Origin of the sequence: Streptomyces sp. NBC_01235, from assembly GCF_035989285.1 — a bacterium.
Classification (GTDB): domain Bacteria; phylum Actinomycetota; class Actinomycetes; order Streptomycetales; family Streptomycetaceae; genus Streptomyces.
Window position 1 is genome coordinate 8,529,629 of sequence record NZ_CP108513.1, and the last position, 15,443, is coordinate 8,545,071.

The following is a 15,443-nucleotide window of genomic DNA, read 5'->3' on the forward strand; positions in this document are numbered from 1 at the left end:
TCGTGGTCCGTCCCGCGGCCTATCCGAACAGCTTCTTGAGCTCGCGGTTGACGGCCGTGTCGGCCTTGTCGAGCGCGGCTTCCGGGTCCATGTCCTTGCGGACGCAGTTGGCGAAGACGTCCTCGAGCGAGGTGATCATGGCCTGGGTCCAGCCGATGTTGTCGAAGTGCCCGAACTCGTTGAAGAGCCTGACGCCCTCAGCGGCGTTGCCCGCCTTGAGCTTGGTGGCGGTCTGCGCGATCGAGGTGCGCGGCGGAATGTGGAAGCCGAAGGAAGTGGCCCATTCCTCCTGGTACTTCTTCTGGTCGATCCACAGCCACTTGACGTACTCCTTGGCGGCCTCGACGTTCTTGCCCTTGGCGTTGACGAACATCGACCAGCCGCCGTTGTAGACCGACTGCTTGCCGGAGTCGATGGTCTTCGGGAAGGGGAAGACTCCCCAGTCGTCGCCGAGCGCCTTCTGGATCCCCGGCATGGCCCACATGCCACAGAACTGGATGGCACACAGGCCCTGGTTGAGCGAGGAGGGGTCCCAGGATGCGGTCGGTGCGCCGAGGAGAAGGTGGCCGCTGGTGAACAGCTTGCGCATCTTCTTCAGGCCCTCGATGACGCCGGGGGTGTGGTAGGCGATCTCGTTCTTCTCGTCGAGGGTGTCGGCGCCGGCCGACCAGATCATCGGGTTGATGACGCTGTGCAGGTCGTCGCCCATGTACAGGCCCTTGACCTTGCCGGTGGTGAGCTTGGCGGCGGCCTCCATCAGCTCGTCGAGCGTGGTCGGCACCTCGACCTTGGCCTTCTCCAGCATCGACTTGCGGTAGAAGAAGAACTGCGGGTCGTCGATCATCCGGACGCCGTAGATCTTGCCGTCGACCGTGTGCGACTTGATGTCGGCCGGGTTGAAGTCGTCCTTGACCGGCGTGATGATGTCGGTCAGGTCCGCCACCTGACCGCTCTTGATCATCTGGATCTGCGGGTGGAACTCGAACAGGTCGGGCGCGCTCTTGGTGAGCAGCGTGGCGAAGAGCTTGCTCTCGAAGTCGGCGCTGGTGATCCACTGCGTGGTCACGTTGGCCTTGTCGTAGGCCTTCGCGTACTTCTTGATGGCCTGCTCGGTGCCCTGCTCGCCGTAGGCGTGGAAGAACTGCGTCAGGTCGACGCCCGAACCGGAACCGCCGCTTCTGCCGTTGTTGCTGCCGCACGCGGCGAGCGTGCCGGCCGCCGCCATACCCGCAGCGGCCCGGAAGAGTGATCGGCGGGACCAGTTGCTGTTGCTCATTGCCGACATGGTGACGTCCTTGTCTCGAGTACGGCCGCGGCTCGACGGCTTCAGCGCCAGATGGCTGAAATGGCGTTGCGGAGCGGGACGTTAACCTTCGGCTAAGGCTTCGGCAAGGGGTTGGGCGAAGTCTGTTCGAAGCGTTGTGATCGGTTCGGGATGGCGAACGGAGGGCGCCCCGCAGAGGCGGGAACGGGGGGTGTAGAGCGGTTGCGGAACGGGTAACGCGGGCGCGGGGAAGTGGGGATGAGGGCCGCCGGTGTCAGGGGCCGGCGGCCCTCGGTCAATGGGGTGATCCCAGGACGGCTGTTGCCCTGGCTGCCGCCCGGCTACCGTCCTGCCCAGGCCACGGTGGCTCCGCCGGTGCAGCTGTGGAGGATCACTTGCGAGCCGTCGGCGGTCGCCGAGCCGCTGACGTCCTGGCACTTGCCGCTCGCCTCGCCGGCGATCTGTTTCGCCGGATCATGCCGACCGTGCGGTGCGGCTCCTCGCACCAGCGGGGACGGTGCGTTTGGCGTTCCTCTGCCCGACGGACTGCAGCGCCCCTTCGAGCGCGAACGTCGCCGCGCCCAGACAGGCCGGGTCGGTGGGGATCGGGGAGAGGACGATCCGGTTGGCGGCCAGCGGCCGTTTCAGCGCGTGTCGGGCGACGGCCTCGCGCACCTCGTCGAGAAGGGGTTCGCCGAGCCGGGCGGCCACCCAGCTGCTCAGCACGACCACCTCGGGGTTGAGGACGTTGACCAGGTTGGCGATGCCGGCCCCGAGGTAACGGGCGGTGTCGCGGACGACCTTGACGGCGACCGGCTCACCTGCGGCGACCCCGACGGCCAGGGCGTCGATGGTGGCGGTCTGGTCCTCGGGATGCAACAGCGGGCTCTGCGGGCTGAGTTCACGCAGGTTCTGCATGATGCCGGGCGCGCCGACGTACGTCTCCACGCAGCCGTGGTTGCCGCAGCGGCACAGCCGGCCGTCGAGCACGAGCGTCGTGTGCCCCCACTCACCGGCGCTGTTGCTGACCCCCCGGTGCAGTGCGCCGCCCAGCACCAGTCCGGCGCCGACGCCGGTGCCGAGGTTGACCACCACGGCGTCCCCGTGTCCGCGCGCCGCCCCGAACCACAGCTCGGCGACGGCTCCGGCGCGCAGCGGGTTGTCCAAGTACAGCGGATACGCGATGTGTTCGGAGAGCAGCTCGAGCAACGGCACGTCGTGCCAGTCCCAGTTGGGCGCGTACTCGGAGATGCCGGTGGCGCGGTCCACCTGCCCCGGCACACTCACCCCGACGCCGAGCACCCGGGCGGCCTCGACCCCGGCCTGCGCGACCACCGAACCGGCGGCCGCGGCGACATGGCCGACCACCTGCTCCGGGCGGCTCTCGCCGGGCCGCATGTTCTCCTCGGCGCGGGCCAGCACGTTCAGCGCGAGGTCGAACAGCTCGACATGGACGTATGTTTCCGCGATGTCCACGCCGATCAACGCGCCCCCCGACGCGTTGACGGCCACGAGGCCCCGGGGGCGGCCACCCGCCGAGTCCTCGAACCCGACCTCCGTGATCATGCGGAGGTCGAGCAGTTCGCCGACGAGAGTGGCGACGGTGGCGAGCGAGAGACCCGTCGCGGCCGCGAGCTCCTGCCGGGACGTGGGCGAGGCGGCGATGATCTGACGCAGCACCTCGTAGCGGTTCGCGGTGCGGATGTCACGTGATGTGCCGCGCTTCATGGAGCGTGCCCTCTCATCCCTTCCGTCCCCTTCCGTGCCGGGCAGGCCGGCACTGCGACGGCACCGGCGCCGCGCCAGGCTATGGGGTGCCACACCGTTCGACAAGGGGTTAGGAAAGGGGCTTTATTAAGTGGGGTGAAGTCAGCCGGTAGTCAGCCCTCCAGGACGTCCCGCACGAAGGCGTTGGTGAACTTCCCGGCCGGATCCAGCTCCCGCGCCAGGGCCGCGAAGTCGCCGATCCGGGGGTACCGCCCGCGCACCACGCCGGCGGGCACCTCGAAGACCTTGCCCCAGTGCGGCCGTGGCTCGAAGGGGTCCAGGGCGGCTTCCACCGCCCGCACCACCGGCAACACGGCCGCCGTGTCCTCGATCCAGGTGAAGTGGAACGCCACGGTGTCCCGACCGTGGGAGGGGCTCAGCCACTGTTCGTCCGCGGCCACGGTCCGCACCTCGCAGGTCTGCAGTACGGGGGCGACTGTATGCCGGATCCCGTCGATTGCATACAGTGCCTTGACGGCGTGCCCGCGCGGCAGCAGATACTCGCTCTGCAACTCGTTTCCGCTGCTCGGGGTGAACTCGGCCCGGAAGTGCGGAAGCCGCTCGTGCCACGGCCCCGGCACCCCGAACTGCTCGGTGCAGTTGACCGCCGGCATCCCCGGAACCGGATGCAGTGCCCGGACGGCGGGCGTGGCCCACGGGAAGTCGGCGAGGGGCTCGTCCGTCCGCCGCTTCAGCCACACCTGCCGGAAGCCGGGCGCACCCCAGTCGGTGAACAGGCTGACGCTGTACGCCGCCCCCGCCACGGCCTCGAAGTCCAGCCCGTCCAGGGGCAGTTCGGTGAACAGGTGCTGCTCGACCAGGTAGTCGGGCTCCAGGTCGAGGACGAGCGCCGTGACCACCCCCAGCGCGCCCAGCGAGGTGACGGCCCCGTCGAAGCGCCGGTCGCCGCGCCCGATGACGACGGTGGAGCCGTCGGCGGTGACGATCTCCACCTCCCGTACGGCGGAGGCGAGCGGGCCGTTGCGGACCCCCGAGCCGTGCGTACCGGTCGCCACCGATCCGGCGACCGAGATGTGCGGCAGGGACGCCATGTTCGGCAGCGCGAGCCCGTGCTCGTGCACCCGGCGCGCCAGCTCCGCGTACCGGACCCCGCCGCCCACCCGCACGGTCCGGGCAGCCGTGTCGACCTCGACCTCACCGGCCAGGGCGCCCAGAGACAGCAGCACTCCGTCGCCGCCCGGCTCGGCGATCTCGTTGAACGAGTGCCCACTGCCCAGCACCCGCACCCGCCCGCTCCCCGCGACGAGTGAGCGGAGCGCGTCGAGGGAGTGCGGGCGGTGCAGTTCACCAGCGGCGAAGGTGATGTTGCCGGCCCAGTTGGTAACGGTTTCGGTCATGCGGTGATCCTTCCCGAGGAATCGGAAATCGGGAAGTCGCTGCTGGAAACGGTCACCGATGCGATCCCGTCACCACTGCGATCCCGTGGGTCCGCAGGGTTCGCCGGGTCTGCCGGGTCCGCCGGATCCGTTTGGGCGGAGGCAACCCTCGGCATGGCGCTTCTGTTCGGTTGCGGGGACGGGGCGAGGGAGGTGACGCGCCCATCGGTGATCCGGTGGAGATCCCGTACAAGCGCCTCCCGCATGACGTCGCGGCCTCCAGCCGCGCCACCTGCCCCGCTGTCCTCGATCCGCATGGGCACCGGCAGCACCTGAGGGGACGGCCCGGCGGAGACGGGGTGCCCGTTCGGTGGCTCGAAGGCCACCACTGTGCCGAGCGAGTGCGTGACGGCCACCAGCGGGCCGCCCCGGATCCACTCCCCGCAGCCCCCGCTCGCGCACCCACCGGCCCCCTGCCGCCCCTGCGCCACGGACAGGTCGCCGTAGTCGGCGAAGCGCACGTCGGTGAGACACCCGTGGGCCAGCCCCGACACTGTGCTCTCCGTGCCCGACACCGTGCCCGCTGTGCTCGACACCGTGCCCGCTGTGCCCGCTGTGCCCGCTGTGCCCGACACCGTGCACACCGTGCCTGCTGCGCCCGACACCGTGCACACCGTGCCTGCTGTGCCCGACACCGTGCACACCGCGCACGCCGTGCCCGACACCGTGCTCGCCGTGCCCGGCCCGGGGCGGGCCGGGCGCGCGCGTGCCTCCAGTCAGGCGCGCCGTTGCCACCCCGCCGCCCGTACGCCACCGATGCGGTGGACGAACACCGGCCGAGCCCGCCCGAAGCGATCACCCGGACCCCCGTGGTACCCCAACGCACCCACGTGCGGCGGTCCTTGCCGGAAGGCGGGACGTCCGGACCCGGGAGCGCGGAAACCCCGTCCGGCCCGGGCGGCGCGCGGAGCGGGGCCCCGGTACGACGGCCGGGAGGGCGGGGGCATACCGTGAGGAAGTCGTACGCCTGAGCCAGGAGGAGAGACGGATGGGCAGCCGTACCGCGCTGGTCGAGGATCTGATGGAGCGGTTTCCGCATGTTCCGCGGGAGGCCGTCTTCAAGGAGGACCTGCTGCGCGGAGGTGTGGCCTTCGACCCCTCAGCCCTCAGCGACAACGAGTCGGGGGAGGTCAAGCCGAAGTCGTACTTCATCTTCTCCTTCGACCACGGCACCCTGCCCGAGCTCGGCGAGGCCGCGCTGCGCCGTCCGCCGGAGGAGATCATCCTTACCGGCGGACCGTACGACCTGCGGCGGACCGTCGTGTCGGTGCGCGTGAACCCGTCCTCGCCGTACCGTGTCGCGGCGGACGACGAGGGCCTGCTCGGGCTCTACCTCGACGGAACGCGCATCGCCGACGTCGGTGTGCCGCCGATGCCGGAGTACTACCGGCACAAGCTCTCCAACGGGAAGTCCGTCATGGAGGTCGCCCCCACCATCCAGTGGGGTTACCTCATCTATCTGACCGTCTTCCGGGTGTGCCAGTACTTCGGCGCCAAGGAGGAGTGCCAGTACTGCGACATCAACCACAACTGGCGCCAGCACAAGGCCGCCGGCCGGCCGTACACGGGCGTGAAGGACGTCGACGAGGTCCTGGAGGCCCTGGAGATCATCGACCGGTACGACACCCAGAAGACGTCCACCGCCTACACCCTCACCGGTGGCGCGATCACGAAAACGGTTGCCGGGCGCGACGAGGCCGACTTCTACGGCCACTACGCCAAGGCCATCGAGGAGCGCTTCCCGGGCCGCTGGATCGGCAAGGTCGTGGCGCAGGCCCTGCCGCGCGACGACGTACAGCGGTTCAAGGACTACGGCGTGCAGATCTACCACCCCAACTACGAGGTGTGGGACCGCCGGCTGTTCGAGCTGTACTGCCCGGGCAAGGAGCGCTACGTCGGCCGCGACGAGTGGCACAAGAGGATCCTCGACTCGGCGGAGATCTTCGGCGCGCGCAACGTCATCCCCAACTTCGTCGCGGGGGTCGAGATGGCCGAGCCGTTCGGCTTCGGATCCGTCGACGAGGCCATCGCCTCCACCACGGAGGGGCTGCGCTTCTTCATGTCGCAGGGCATCACGCCCCGCTTCACCACCTGGTGCCCGGAGCCCACGACCCCGCTCGGCAAGGCCAACCCGCAGGGCGCGCCGCTGGAGTACCACATCCGGCTGTTGGAGGCCTACCGCGCCACCATGGACGAGTTCGGGCTCTCCTCGCCGCCCGGCTACGGTCCGCCCGGACCCGGCCGTGCGGTCTTCTCCGTGAGCTCCTTCATGGACAGTCTTCCGGAGCAGGACGCGGCGACCGTATAGTCCCCGAAACCGGTCTCGAAACGCGCGGTCCCCGAAACCGGTCTTGAAACAGGCAGTTCGCGAAACCGGTGTCGAAATTTGGCATCGGCGTTGAACGCGGAGCCCTTCACGTCCGTACAACAGGCCGGAGCAAGGGGCGCGGCCGCCCTCTGTTGTCCTGTCCTGCTGTCCTGACATGACATCTGAACAGGGCGCTTGTCAGTTGTGCGGGAAACGTGAAAAGCTCTGCCCCTGCCGCGAGGTTCCCCCCAACTCCATTGCCGTCATGGTGAGTTGACCTCGCTTGTGGATGCAGGAGACCCATGCCCGACCTGCCGACCCCGAAGGACGCCGCCGAGGCCGCGCTGTTCTCCGAGTGCTGGGACGCCGTCCTGTCGTACGCCGACCTGTGCACGTCCGGCTCGACCGCGGCGAACCAGCTGGCCCGTGAGGCGTTCGCGCTCGGCATACGCGAGGCCCGCGCCGTCGAGGACGGCACCGCACGAGGTGCCGGCCGTCGCTCGTCCCGGCTGCCCCGGATCCCCCTGCTGCTGACCGCCGTACGCACCACGGCGGCCACCTGGGAGACCCAGGGACAGGGCCACAAACTCGACCCCGATCTGCGCCTGTGGCTGAACTCCGAGAAGGCCGCACGGTACGTCGGACCGCCCCTGAGCCGTCCCATCGCCCTGCGCGGACTGCGCGACATGCAGGAACCGGACGCCGCCCTGCTGTGGCTGGCGGAGGTGGAGGCGCTGCCGCTGCACGCCGTGGTCCGCCGGCAGGGCCTGGACCCGACCGCCGCGGTGGAGGAACTGAACCAGGTCCGCGGCCTGTTCCGGGACCGCTGCCACCGCAACCATCTCGACACGCCGATGGACGCGGAGTGCCGCAGCTACGTCCGGCTCCTGGACGCCGTCACCCGCTCGCCCGCCGCCGACACGCCGCCGGACCTCTCCCGTCACCTCGCCACCTGCGTGGAATGCGCGGAGGCCGCCGCCTGTCTGCGGCTGCACGGCGGCGGGCTGCCCGCGGCCCTCGCCCAGGGCGTGATCGGCTGGGGCGGCCTCGCCTACCTGGAGCGCCGCCGCCGGGCCTCCGAGGTGCGCCTCGGCCCCGGACGCCCCGAGACCACGGACCCCGAGGGCGCGGCCGAACAGGCCGCCGCGACCAGGGCGCGCGTGCGGCGCAACGCGCTTCTCGTCGCCGCCGTCCTCGTCTCCGGGCTGGCGCTCGCCGTGTCGATGATGCCCGGCGACAGCGGCGGCGACAGCGTCGCCCAGAGGGGCCCCACGGACAGCAGTCCGGTCGCCGGACCCGGCTCCTCCCTGCCGTCCGACACCCCCGTCTCCTCCGCCGCGCCGTCCTCGTCCGACCCGGGGCCGTCCGTCGGCGGTACGCCGTCGGCGACGGGCGGCGACGACACCGGCAGGCCCGACCCGGAGCCCCAGGGCACCTCCTCGTCCACCGCCGGTGCGGGCGGCGCTGCCGACGAGAGCGGGGACGGGGCGGCCTGCGAGGTCCGCTACGACCTCGTCAACCAGTGGCCGGACGGCTTCCAGGCGACGGTCACCGTCACCACCGGCGACGCGCTCGACGCCTGGCGGGTGGCCTGGTCCTTCCGCGACGGTCAGAAGGTCGACCAGATGTGGGACGCGAGCCTCGCCCAGAACGGCTCCCGTGTCACCGCGACCGCCGCCGACTACAACCGGTCCGTCGCGGCGAACGGAACCCTCAGCTTCGGCTTCCTCGCCTCCTGGCAGAACAAGAACAGCGCCCCGTACGCGTTCACCCTCAACGGGAAGACGTGCACGGCTTCTTGAGGCACGGCGGCTGAACCGGACGCGGGCGCAGGACGGGCGCGCGGAGGACGGCTGCGGCGGTTCCCGCTCCGCCTCCCGGGCGAGGGCGGCCGAAGCCGGTTCCCGGTTGCGCCCGCCCTCGCCGAACCGGGAGTCGACCGGTTCCTGGTCCTGGCCCGGGAGGGCGCCGCCTGGCGTGCCGGGCGTGTCCGGAGAGGGGGACCGTGGTGAGCCACACGCCGTACGGGCTGAGCTCGCCGCGCGCGGCCGTGACGAAACCGCGCAGGGCGAGCTTCGAAGCCACGTAGGTGGAGCGGACCGGCAGCGGAAAGCCCGCCGGCATGGAGCCCACCATGACCATGCGGGCCCGGCAGGGCCCGGCACGAGTCACGGAACAGGGCGTGCGGCGTCAGGAGAACACCCGAGCCGGATCAACCGAGTCGAGGAGCGCCCCGGGGCGATTCCGGCAGGGCGGCGGGTTCAGTCTCCCCGGCGTTGTTCACCAACACGTCGACCGCGGCGGCCTGTTCGGCGCAGCGGACGATCGACAGCGGGTCGCCGAAGTCGAGTTCGAGGTACTCGACATGGGGCAGACGCCGCTTCGCAAGCGGTCCGCTCGACGACGGCTGGGCGGCGGTGTTCCTGCCCGGCGAGCCCGCCCGCCTCGGACTGCTGCCGCTGTGGCAGCCCGTGGGGGCAGCCGCCGGCGACGGCGTGGCGCCCGCGGGGTGCTGCCGTGACGTCAGGCGCGTGCCCAGGCGCCGGAAGCGGGGCGGCGCGCTCTGGGCGTCCGTGCGCAGCGGCAGTTCAGGGGCCCGGCTGCAGGGAGTCGATCCGGTCCCAGCAGTACTGGCTGAGCCCCGCTCCCCCACACACAACCACGGCACTTCACGTGGCTGAACGGCCCAAGGCCGGCGGCCACCGCTCGGACGGTCCTGCGAGCGCCGGCAGCGGAGCTCACTGAGCACGTCGGCGAGGGCGTCCCCGTTCCGCCCACACCACGACGGCGGTTTCCACAGCGGCGACGGTGCACGGCACGGAGCCCTGGTGCCCGGCTTCTTCTTCGAGCCGAAGCCGGGCGGCACCACGCGACCTCCGTGAGGCAGTCGAGTGTGGCGTCCGAGGGGCTCGGACCTTGTGCGGCGAGGCCAGAGCCCGTTCGTAGGTCCGCCGGCTGGCGAAGCCCACCCCGGTCTCGGCGCGGAAACCGGCAGTCGTTCGCCGAGGTGCGCCCACTCGTCCCTGACTCTGCGGACCGGTGCCGAGCGGCTGGCGGCCGAGCCCGAAGCCGCCGACGAGATCGTCACCCGCTGCGGCCGCCTGCCCCTGCCCCTGGCTCTGCCCCTGCCCCTGGCTCTGCGCCTGGCTCCGGCCGTCGTGGCCGCCCGTGCCCAGCCATCAAGGTTTGCACGGCGATCCGTGAAGGGCGCGAATGCGCCGACCACGTGCTGGGAGGCGACGTCGGCGAGTGAGCCGGGAATTGGTTCACCACATCCCGGGCGTGCCGCTCGTCTGCCGCTCCGCGTGCCTGCCGGCTTGGTCGTTCAACCCCCTCTGACCTGCGCGTAAACCCAACTCTGAGTAGTTCGACGAACCCATCCAAGCACGCCTGGCGGCCACCACCCTCGCCCGGACGGACGGTACTGACCGGGCATGGATTCCCGTAATGGATCAAAATGGTCGAAACATATGCCAAAACCGCGGAGGCGTGGCGATGCGCGGCAACGCCGAGAACGACGAGGGCTCCGTCGAGGAGTTCGACGACGAGAACGGTGACGAACTCGGCTCTGAGGACAGTGACGAGTACGCCGCTCCCGACGCTTACGACGAGGAGTCGGCATCGTACGAAGAGGAGCCGGTGTCCTATGCCGAGGAGGACGCAACCGGTGCGAGTCCTGATGTCTTCCTCGACGTTCCGATCCTGAAGGTCGACGAGATCGACCTGGATGTCGAGGACCTTCGGGCGCATGTCTCGCTGCAGGCCGAGGTGCTGGATCTGCTCAAACTGAATGTGGGCGCCGACGTCACGCTCGGCCGGGTGCACCTGGGCATCTCGGGCGTCGAGGCGCAGGCCCAGCTCAAGGTGCGTCTCCACCACGTCGCACAGATCATCGACCGAGTGCTCACCACGCTCGACCGCAACCCGGAGATCCTGCACGAGCTGGCGCGTGGAATCGGGTCCGCCGTGCAGGATGTCGGCGGCGGAGCCCGTCAGGCCGTTGGGGAGCTGGGTAAGGGTGCCGGAAGGGCCGTCCAGGAGGTCGGCCAGGGTGCGGGGACCGCCGTCCGGGACGTGGGTCAGGGCGCCGGGGCTGCCGTCCGGGACGTGGGTCAGGGCGCCGGGGCTGCCGTCCAGGACGTGGGCCAGGGCGCCGGGGCTGCCGTCCGGGACGTGGGTCAGGGCGCCGGGGCTGCCGTCCAGGACGTGGGCCGGGGCGTCGGCTCCGTGGCGCAGGATGTCGGTCAGGGAGCCGGGAGGGCCGTTCAGGACGTGGGCGGTGGTGCCGGGCGCGCGGTGGAGGACGTCGGCCATGAGACGAGCCGGACCGTCGGAAGCGCCGGCGAGGCGGTGGGCGGCACCGCCGGGAGCGTGGCCGAACAGGTTGCGGGTGCGACGGAAGCGGCAGGCGGCACGGCACGGGACGGCGGCCACGCCGTTGCGGACGCTGCGGAGACGGCGAACGCCACCGCGGAACGGACCGAGCCGCGTGCGGCGCGCAAGGGCGCGGAGGGAGAGCGGGGCCGAGCCAGCCGGAGCCAAGGCGGCACCCGCACCCGCCGGGTGCGCGGAGAGGACGGGAAGCTGCCGCCAAGGTCCAGTCGCCCTCGTGCCGCCAGGGAGCCTGAGGAGCCGCCCTGAACGCGAGGCGCGGGAGCCGGAAGCCCGGCGGGGGACATCCTGTTCCGGTCGACGGTCCACGCCGCACGGCTCCGCTTCGCGCAGGAACCCCAGACAGCCGTCCGCTTCCCCGGCACCGGGAAGCGAGAGTCCACGAGCCACAGCGACCGCACCCACCTACCGGACTCGGTCATTCCCGGTCGGGAATACCAGGACGTCACCGTCGCCTACCACTTGGCGACCTGGCTCATCAGGGACCCTGAGGCCGGGCGGAGCGGTGACGACAGCACGGACGGGTGACCGGCCGGCTTGACGCGGTGGCATGTCCGCCCCGCCCCGTGCTCGGACATACGGATATCTTCACAACCGCATTGAGAGCCAACACGGTGCCGTCGTGTGTGAAGTCGCCCAGTTCTCGGACAGCGCGAAAGTCGGTGATCTCGCCGACCGGTGGCTCGCTGCCCCGCCGAGGCGGAGCAGATCCACGTCCTGCCGGCGGGGAGGGCGGTGCCGGAGGCGCCGATTTGTTCCCGGGGCCCGGCGCGGCTCTCCTGTGGGACCACCACGAACCACGGTCCGCCGGAATTCGGTGGCGTCGCGGCTCGCGTCCCTCTAGGGTCGGTGGTGTTCGAGCGGCAACCTTGTGGTGCCGTGGGTGACTTGGCTTGTTTGGGAGGTGTGACCGATGGCTGTCTTCGAGATGGGCGCTGCCCGCATCCGGAAGTTCATCAAGTCCACCTCCCTGGCCTCCGGCTGACCTCACTCTTTTCCCGCGCCCGTGAGCGCGGTGCCGGGGCCTTCCTTGTGAAGGGTCATCCCTTGTCTTTCTCCTCTACTCCGCTTTCGTCGCACCCTCTCGCCGTCTACGGCTGGGACGAGGGTTGGGAAGCCGAGTTCGTTCCCTACGCCGAGCAGGGACTCCTGCCCGGCCGTGTCGTACGGGTCGACCGTGGCATGTGCGACGTCGTCACCCCGGCGGGCACCGTGCGCGCCGACACCGAGTTCGTCGTTCCCCGCGACCCGATGAAGGTCGTCTGTACTGGGGACTGGGTCGCCGTCGATCCCGAAGACAGAGATCCCCGGTATGCGCGGACACTCCTGCCACGCCGTACCGCCTTCGTGCGTTCCACCTCCTCCAAGCGGTCGGAGGGACAGATCCTCGCGGCCAACGTCGACCACGCCGTCGTCGCGATGTCGCTGGCCGTCGAACTCGACCTCGGTCGCGTCGAACGGTTCCTGGCCCTGGCCTGGGAGTCCGGCGCGCAACCCGTCGTCGTGCTCACCAAGGCCGACCTGGTGCCCGACCCGGTCGCGCTGTCCTACCTCGTGCAGGACGTGGAGACCAGCGCGCCCGGCGTGCCCGTGCTCACCGTCTGCGCCCGCGACGGCGACGGGGTCAAGGAGCTCGCCGCACTCCTCGGCAGTGGCACCTCGGTGCTGCTCGGGGCGTCCGGCGCGGGCAAGTCGACACTGGCGAACGCGCTCGTCGGCGAGGACGTGATGGACGTCCGGGCCACCCGCGACATGGACGGCAAGGGGCGGCACACCACCACCACCCGCAACCTGCTGCCCCTGCCCGGCGGAGGCGTCCTCATCGACACGCCAGGGCTGCGCGGTGTCGGCCTCTGGGACGCCGGCGGCGGGGTCGGACAGGTCTTCTCGGAGATCGAGGAGTTCGCCCGGGACTGCCGGTTCCACGACTGTGCGCACGAGTCCGAGCCGGGGTGCGCGGTGCGGGCGGCCGTCGACGACGGGGATCTGCCCCTGCGACGGCTGGAGAGCTACCGCAAGCTCGTCCGGGAGAACCAGTGGATCGTCGCGAAGTCCGACGCCCGTGCGCGCGCCGACGTCCGCCAGGACTGGAAGCGCAAGCAGGCCGAGGGACGGGCGGCCGGGGAGGCGAAACGGGGGCGGGGGCCGTGGCGGCCCGCTCAGCCCCGGTAACCGGTCGAGCGTGCGCGTCCCCGGTTCCCGGCTACGCCTGTAGCGGCCCCGGTGACCGGTTACGTGTGAGCTTCCCGGGGTAACCGGTTGCCTCCACCAACTCCCAACCTCGCCGGATATCGGTTACCGGTTGCCCTCCCAGCGTCACGTCCGATTTCCGCTAGCAGGGTTTCTGTCGCGGGCGAAGACTGGGACCCATGACGGACCAGGAAACCCGCTACGAGGCGGTCCGCAGCAGGGACGCCCGGTTCGACGGCGAGTTCTTCTTCGCCGTCGAGACGACCGGTATCTACTGTCGGCCCAGCTGCCCCGCCGTGACCCCGAAACGCCACAACGTGCGTTTCTTCGCGACGGCCGCCGCCGCGCAGGGCTCGGGTTTCCGGGCCTGCCGGCGGTGCCGTCCGGACGCCGTCCCGGGATCGGCCGACTGGAACGTGCGCGCCGACGTCGTGGGCCGCGCCATGCGGCTGATCGGGGACGGCGTCGTGGACCGCGAGGGCGTCGCCGGGCTCGCCGACCGGCTCGGCTACAGCTCCCGCCAGGTGCAGCGGCAGCTCACCGCCGAACTCGGCGCGGGACCGGTCGCCCTCGCCCGGGCGCAGCGCGCGCACACCGCACGCGTCCTGCTGCAGACGACCGGCCTGCCGGTCACCGAGATCGCCTTCGCGTCCGGGTTCGCCAGTGTGCGCCAGTTCAACGACACCGTCCGGGCCGTGTACGCGGCGACCCCGACCGAACTGCGGGCCGCCGTCCGCGCGAGCCGCCGCGACGCCACCCCGTCCGCCGGGATCCCGCTGCGGCTCGCCCACCGCGGCCCCTGCCACGCGGGCGCCGTGTTCGACCTGCTGGAACGAGAGGCCGTGGCCGGCGTGGAGGAGGTGAGCGGGCCGGCCGGCGGGCGCACCTACCGCCGTACGCTGCGGCTGCCGTACGGCACCGGGATCGTCGCCGTGGACGAGCGGCCGGGCGACATCGGCCGGGCCACGGCCGTCCATCCCGGCGGCTGGCTCGACACCCGGCTGCACCTCACCGACCCGCGCGACCTCACCACCGCCGTCCAGCGGCTGCGGCGGCTGTTCGACCTCGACGCCGACCCGTACGCCGTCGACGAGCGGCTCGGCGCCGATCCACGGCTCGCCCCGCTGGTCGCGGCCCGGCCCGGACTGCGCGCGCCGGGGGCCGCCGACCCGGAGGAGTACGCCGTACGGGCGCTGGTGGGGCGGGCGGAGGCCGAACGCCTGGTCCGCGCCTACGGCAAGGCCCTCGATGCACCCTGCGGGACCCTCACCCACCTCTTCCCCGAGTCGGCCGTCCTGGCCGAGTCCGAGTCCGGGTCCATTGCTGGGACCGGGTCCGAGTCCGGGGCAGGCGGGTCCCTGGGCGTCCTCGCCGCCGCCCTGGCCGACGGCACCGTACGCCTCGACCCGGGCGTCGACCGGGACGACGCCCAGGAAGCGCTGCTCGCACTGCCCGGACTGGACGCCCGTACGGTCGCGGCGATCCGCGCCCGCGTGCTCGGAGACCCCGACGTCGCGCCGCCCGGCGTGGACGTCCCCGACACCTGGCGCCCCTGGCGCACCTACGCCCTGCACCACCTGCGCGCCGCGGAGGAACGATGAACACCCCGACCGACCTGACGTACTGCACCAGCGTGGACAGCCCGCTCGGCCCCCTGCTGCTCACCGCCGACCCTTCCGGCGTGCTGACCTCCCTCTCCGTGCCTGGGCAGAAGGGCGGGCGGACGGTCCAGGACGGCTGGCGGCACGACCCCGGGCCGTTCCGTTCCGCCGGGGAACAGCTCGCCGCCTACTTCGCCGGCGAGCTGAAGGAGTTCCGGCTTCCCCTGCGCGGCGAGGGCACCGAGTTCCGCGAGCGGGTGTGGGCCGCCCTCGACTCCGTGCCCTACGGGGCGACCACGACCTACGGCGAGATCGCCGCCCGCGTCGGCGCCTCGCGGATGGCCGTGCGGGCCGTCGGAGGAGCGATCGGGGCGAATCCGTTGCTGATCGTGCGGCCCTGCCACCGGGTGATCGGCGCCGACGGCTCGCTGACGGGATACGCGGGCGGGCTGGAGCGCAAGATCAGGCTGCTCACGCTGGAGGGCTCGCTCCAGGCGCCGTCCTAGTTGCTGCTTCAGGCCTCG

General features: G+C 71.4%; 11 protein-coding genes. 6 read left to right on the forward strand and 5 right to left on the reverse strand.

Annotation, left to right across the window (positions count from 1 at the left end):
• Positions 1–19: 19 nt before the first annotated feature.
• From OG289_RS38375 to OG289_RS38390, 4 genes are all read right to left on the reverse strand, one after another.
• On the reverse strand, positions 20–1,285 hold the full coding sequence (locus OG289_RS38375) for an ABC transporter substrate-binding protein (protein WP_327318614.1): 1,266 nt from the start codon (positions 1,283–1,285) through the stop codon (positions 20–22).
• 453 nt (positions 1,286–1,738) lie between these two features.
• The gene (locus OG289_RS38380; RefSeq protein WP_327318615.1) at positions 1,739–2,992 is read right to left on the reverse strand and encodes an ROK family protein; all 1,254 of its coding nucleotides are present in this window, start codon (positions 2,990–2,992) and stop codon (positions 1,739–1,741) included.
• A gap of 152 nt (positions 2,993–3,144) precedes the next feature.
• Positions 3,145–4,389, reverse strand: coding sequence for an FAD-binding protein (locus OG289_RS38385; protein WP_327318616.1), 1,245 nt, complete (start codon positions 4,387–4,389; stop codon positions 3,145–3,147).
• Positions 4,386–4,964, reverse strand: a complete 579-nt coding sequence (locus OG289_RS38390) for a hypothetical protein (RefSeq protein ID WP_327318617.1) — start codon at positions 4,962–4,964, stop codon at positions 4,386–4,388. Before OG289_RS38390 ends, OG289_RS38385 begins: the two co-directional genes overlap by 4 nt.
• Positions 4,965–5,416: 452 nt before the next feature.
• Here OG289_RS38390 and OG289_RS38395 point away from each other — a divergent pair, with 452 nt between their 5' ends.
• Both OG289_RS38395 and OG289_RS38400 read left to right on the forward strand, forming a co-directional pair.
• Positions 5,417–6,736 carry a radical SAM protein gene (locus OG289_RS38395; RefSeq protein WP_327318618.1) on the forward strand — a complete coding sequence of 440 codons (1,320 nt, stop codon included), beginning with the start codon at positions 5,417–5,419 and terminating at the stop codon, positions 6,734–6,736.
• A 302-nt stretch (positions 6,737–7,038) separates the two neighbouring features.
• Positions 7,039–8,538 (forward strand): cellulose-binding domain-containing protein, encoded by a 1,500-nt coding sequence (locus OG289_RS38400; protein ID WP_327318619.1) that lies wholly within the window; start codon positions 7,039–7,041, stop codon positions 8,536–8,538.
• On the opposite strand, the gene OG289_RS38405 is transcribed toward OG289_RS38400, so the two are convergent.
• Positions 8,510–8,878 carry a hypothetical protein gene (locus tag OG289_RS38405; protein ID WP_327320937.1) on the reverse strand — a complete coding sequence of 123 codons (369 nt, stop codon included), beginning with the start codon at positions 8,876–8,878 and terminating at the stop codon, positions 8,510–8,512. The genes OG289_RS38400 and OG289_RS38405 overlap by 29 nt on opposite strands.
• A 1,353-nt stretch (positions 8,879–10,231) precedes the next feature.
• On the opposite strand from OG289_RS38405, the gene OG289_RS38410 reads away from it, so the two are divergent.
• From OG289_RS38410 to OG289_RS38425, 4 genes are all read left to right on the forward strand, one after another.
• The gene (locus OG289_RS38410; protein WP_327318620.1) at positions 10,232–11,377 is read left to right on the forward strand and encodes a hypothetical protein; all 1,146 of its coding nucleotides are present in this window, start codon (positions 10,232–10,234) and stop codon (positions 11,375–11,377) included.
• Positions 11,378–12,175: 798 nt separating this feature from the next.
• Positions 12,176–13,300: a ribosome small subunit-dependent GTPase A gene (gene rsgA, locus OG289_RS38415; RefSeq protein WP_327318621.1), complete on the forward strand. Its 1,125-nt coding sequence runs from the start codon at positions 12,176–12,178 to the stop codon at positions 13,298–13,300.
• 197 nt (positions 13,301–13,497) lie between these two features.
• Positions 13,498–14,919 (forward strand): DNA-3-methyladenine glycosylase 2 family protein, encoded by a 1,422-nt coding sequence (locus tag OG289_RS38420; protein ID WP_327318622.1) that lies wholly within the window; start codon positions 13,498–13,500, stop codon positions 14,917–14,919.
• Positions 14,916–15,425, forward strand: a complete 510-nt coding sequence (locus OG289_RS38425) for a methylated-DNA--[protein]-cysteine S-methyltransferase (protein WP_327318623.1) — start codon at positions 14,916–14,918, stop codon at positions 15,423–15,425. The genes OG289_RS38420 and OG289_RS38425 overlap by 4 nt, the downstream gene beginning before the upstream one ends.
• Positions 15,426–15,443 lie beyond the last annotated feature (18 nt).

Excerpts from the sequence above, each read along its gene's own strand:
- OG289_RS38420 (WP_327318622.1), top strand. The coding sequence starts at position 13,498 with ATGACGGACCAGGAAACCCGCTACGAGGCGGTCCGCAGCAGGGACGCC.
- OG289_RS38405 (WP_327320937.1), bottom strand. The coding sequence starts at position 8,878 with ATGGTCATGGTGGGCTCCATGCCGGCGGGCTTTCCGCTGCCGGTCCGC.
- OG289_RS38395 (WP_327318618.1), top strand. The coding sequence starts at position 5,417 with ATGGGCAGCCGTACCGCGCTGGTCGAGGATCTGATGGAGCGGTTTCCG.
- OG289_RS38410 (WP_327318620.1), top strand. The coding sequence starts at position 10,232 with ATGCGCGGCAACGCCGAGAACGACGAGGGCTCCGTCGAGGAGTTCGAC.
- OG289_RS38425 (WP_327318623.1), top strand. The coding sequence starts at position 14,916 with ATGAACACCCCGACCGACCTGACGTACTGCACCAGCGTGGACAGCCCG.
- OG289_RS38400 (WP_327318619.1), top strand. The coding sequence starts at position 7,039 with ATGCCCGACCTGCCGACCCCGAAGGACGCCGCCGAGGCCGCGCTGTTC.
- OG289_RS38375 (WP_327318614.1), bottom strand. The coding sequence starts at position 1,285 with ATGTCGGCAATGAGCAACAGCAACTGGTCCCGCCGATCACTCTTCCGG.
- OG289_RS38380 (WP_327318615.1), bottom strand. The coding sequence starts at position 2,992 with ATGAAGCGCGGCACATCACGTGACATCCGCACCGCGAACCGCTACGAG.
- OG289_RS38385 (WP_327318616.1), bottom strand. The coding sequence starts at position 4,389 with ATGACCGAAACCGTTACCAACTGGGCCGGCAACATCACCTTCGCCGCT.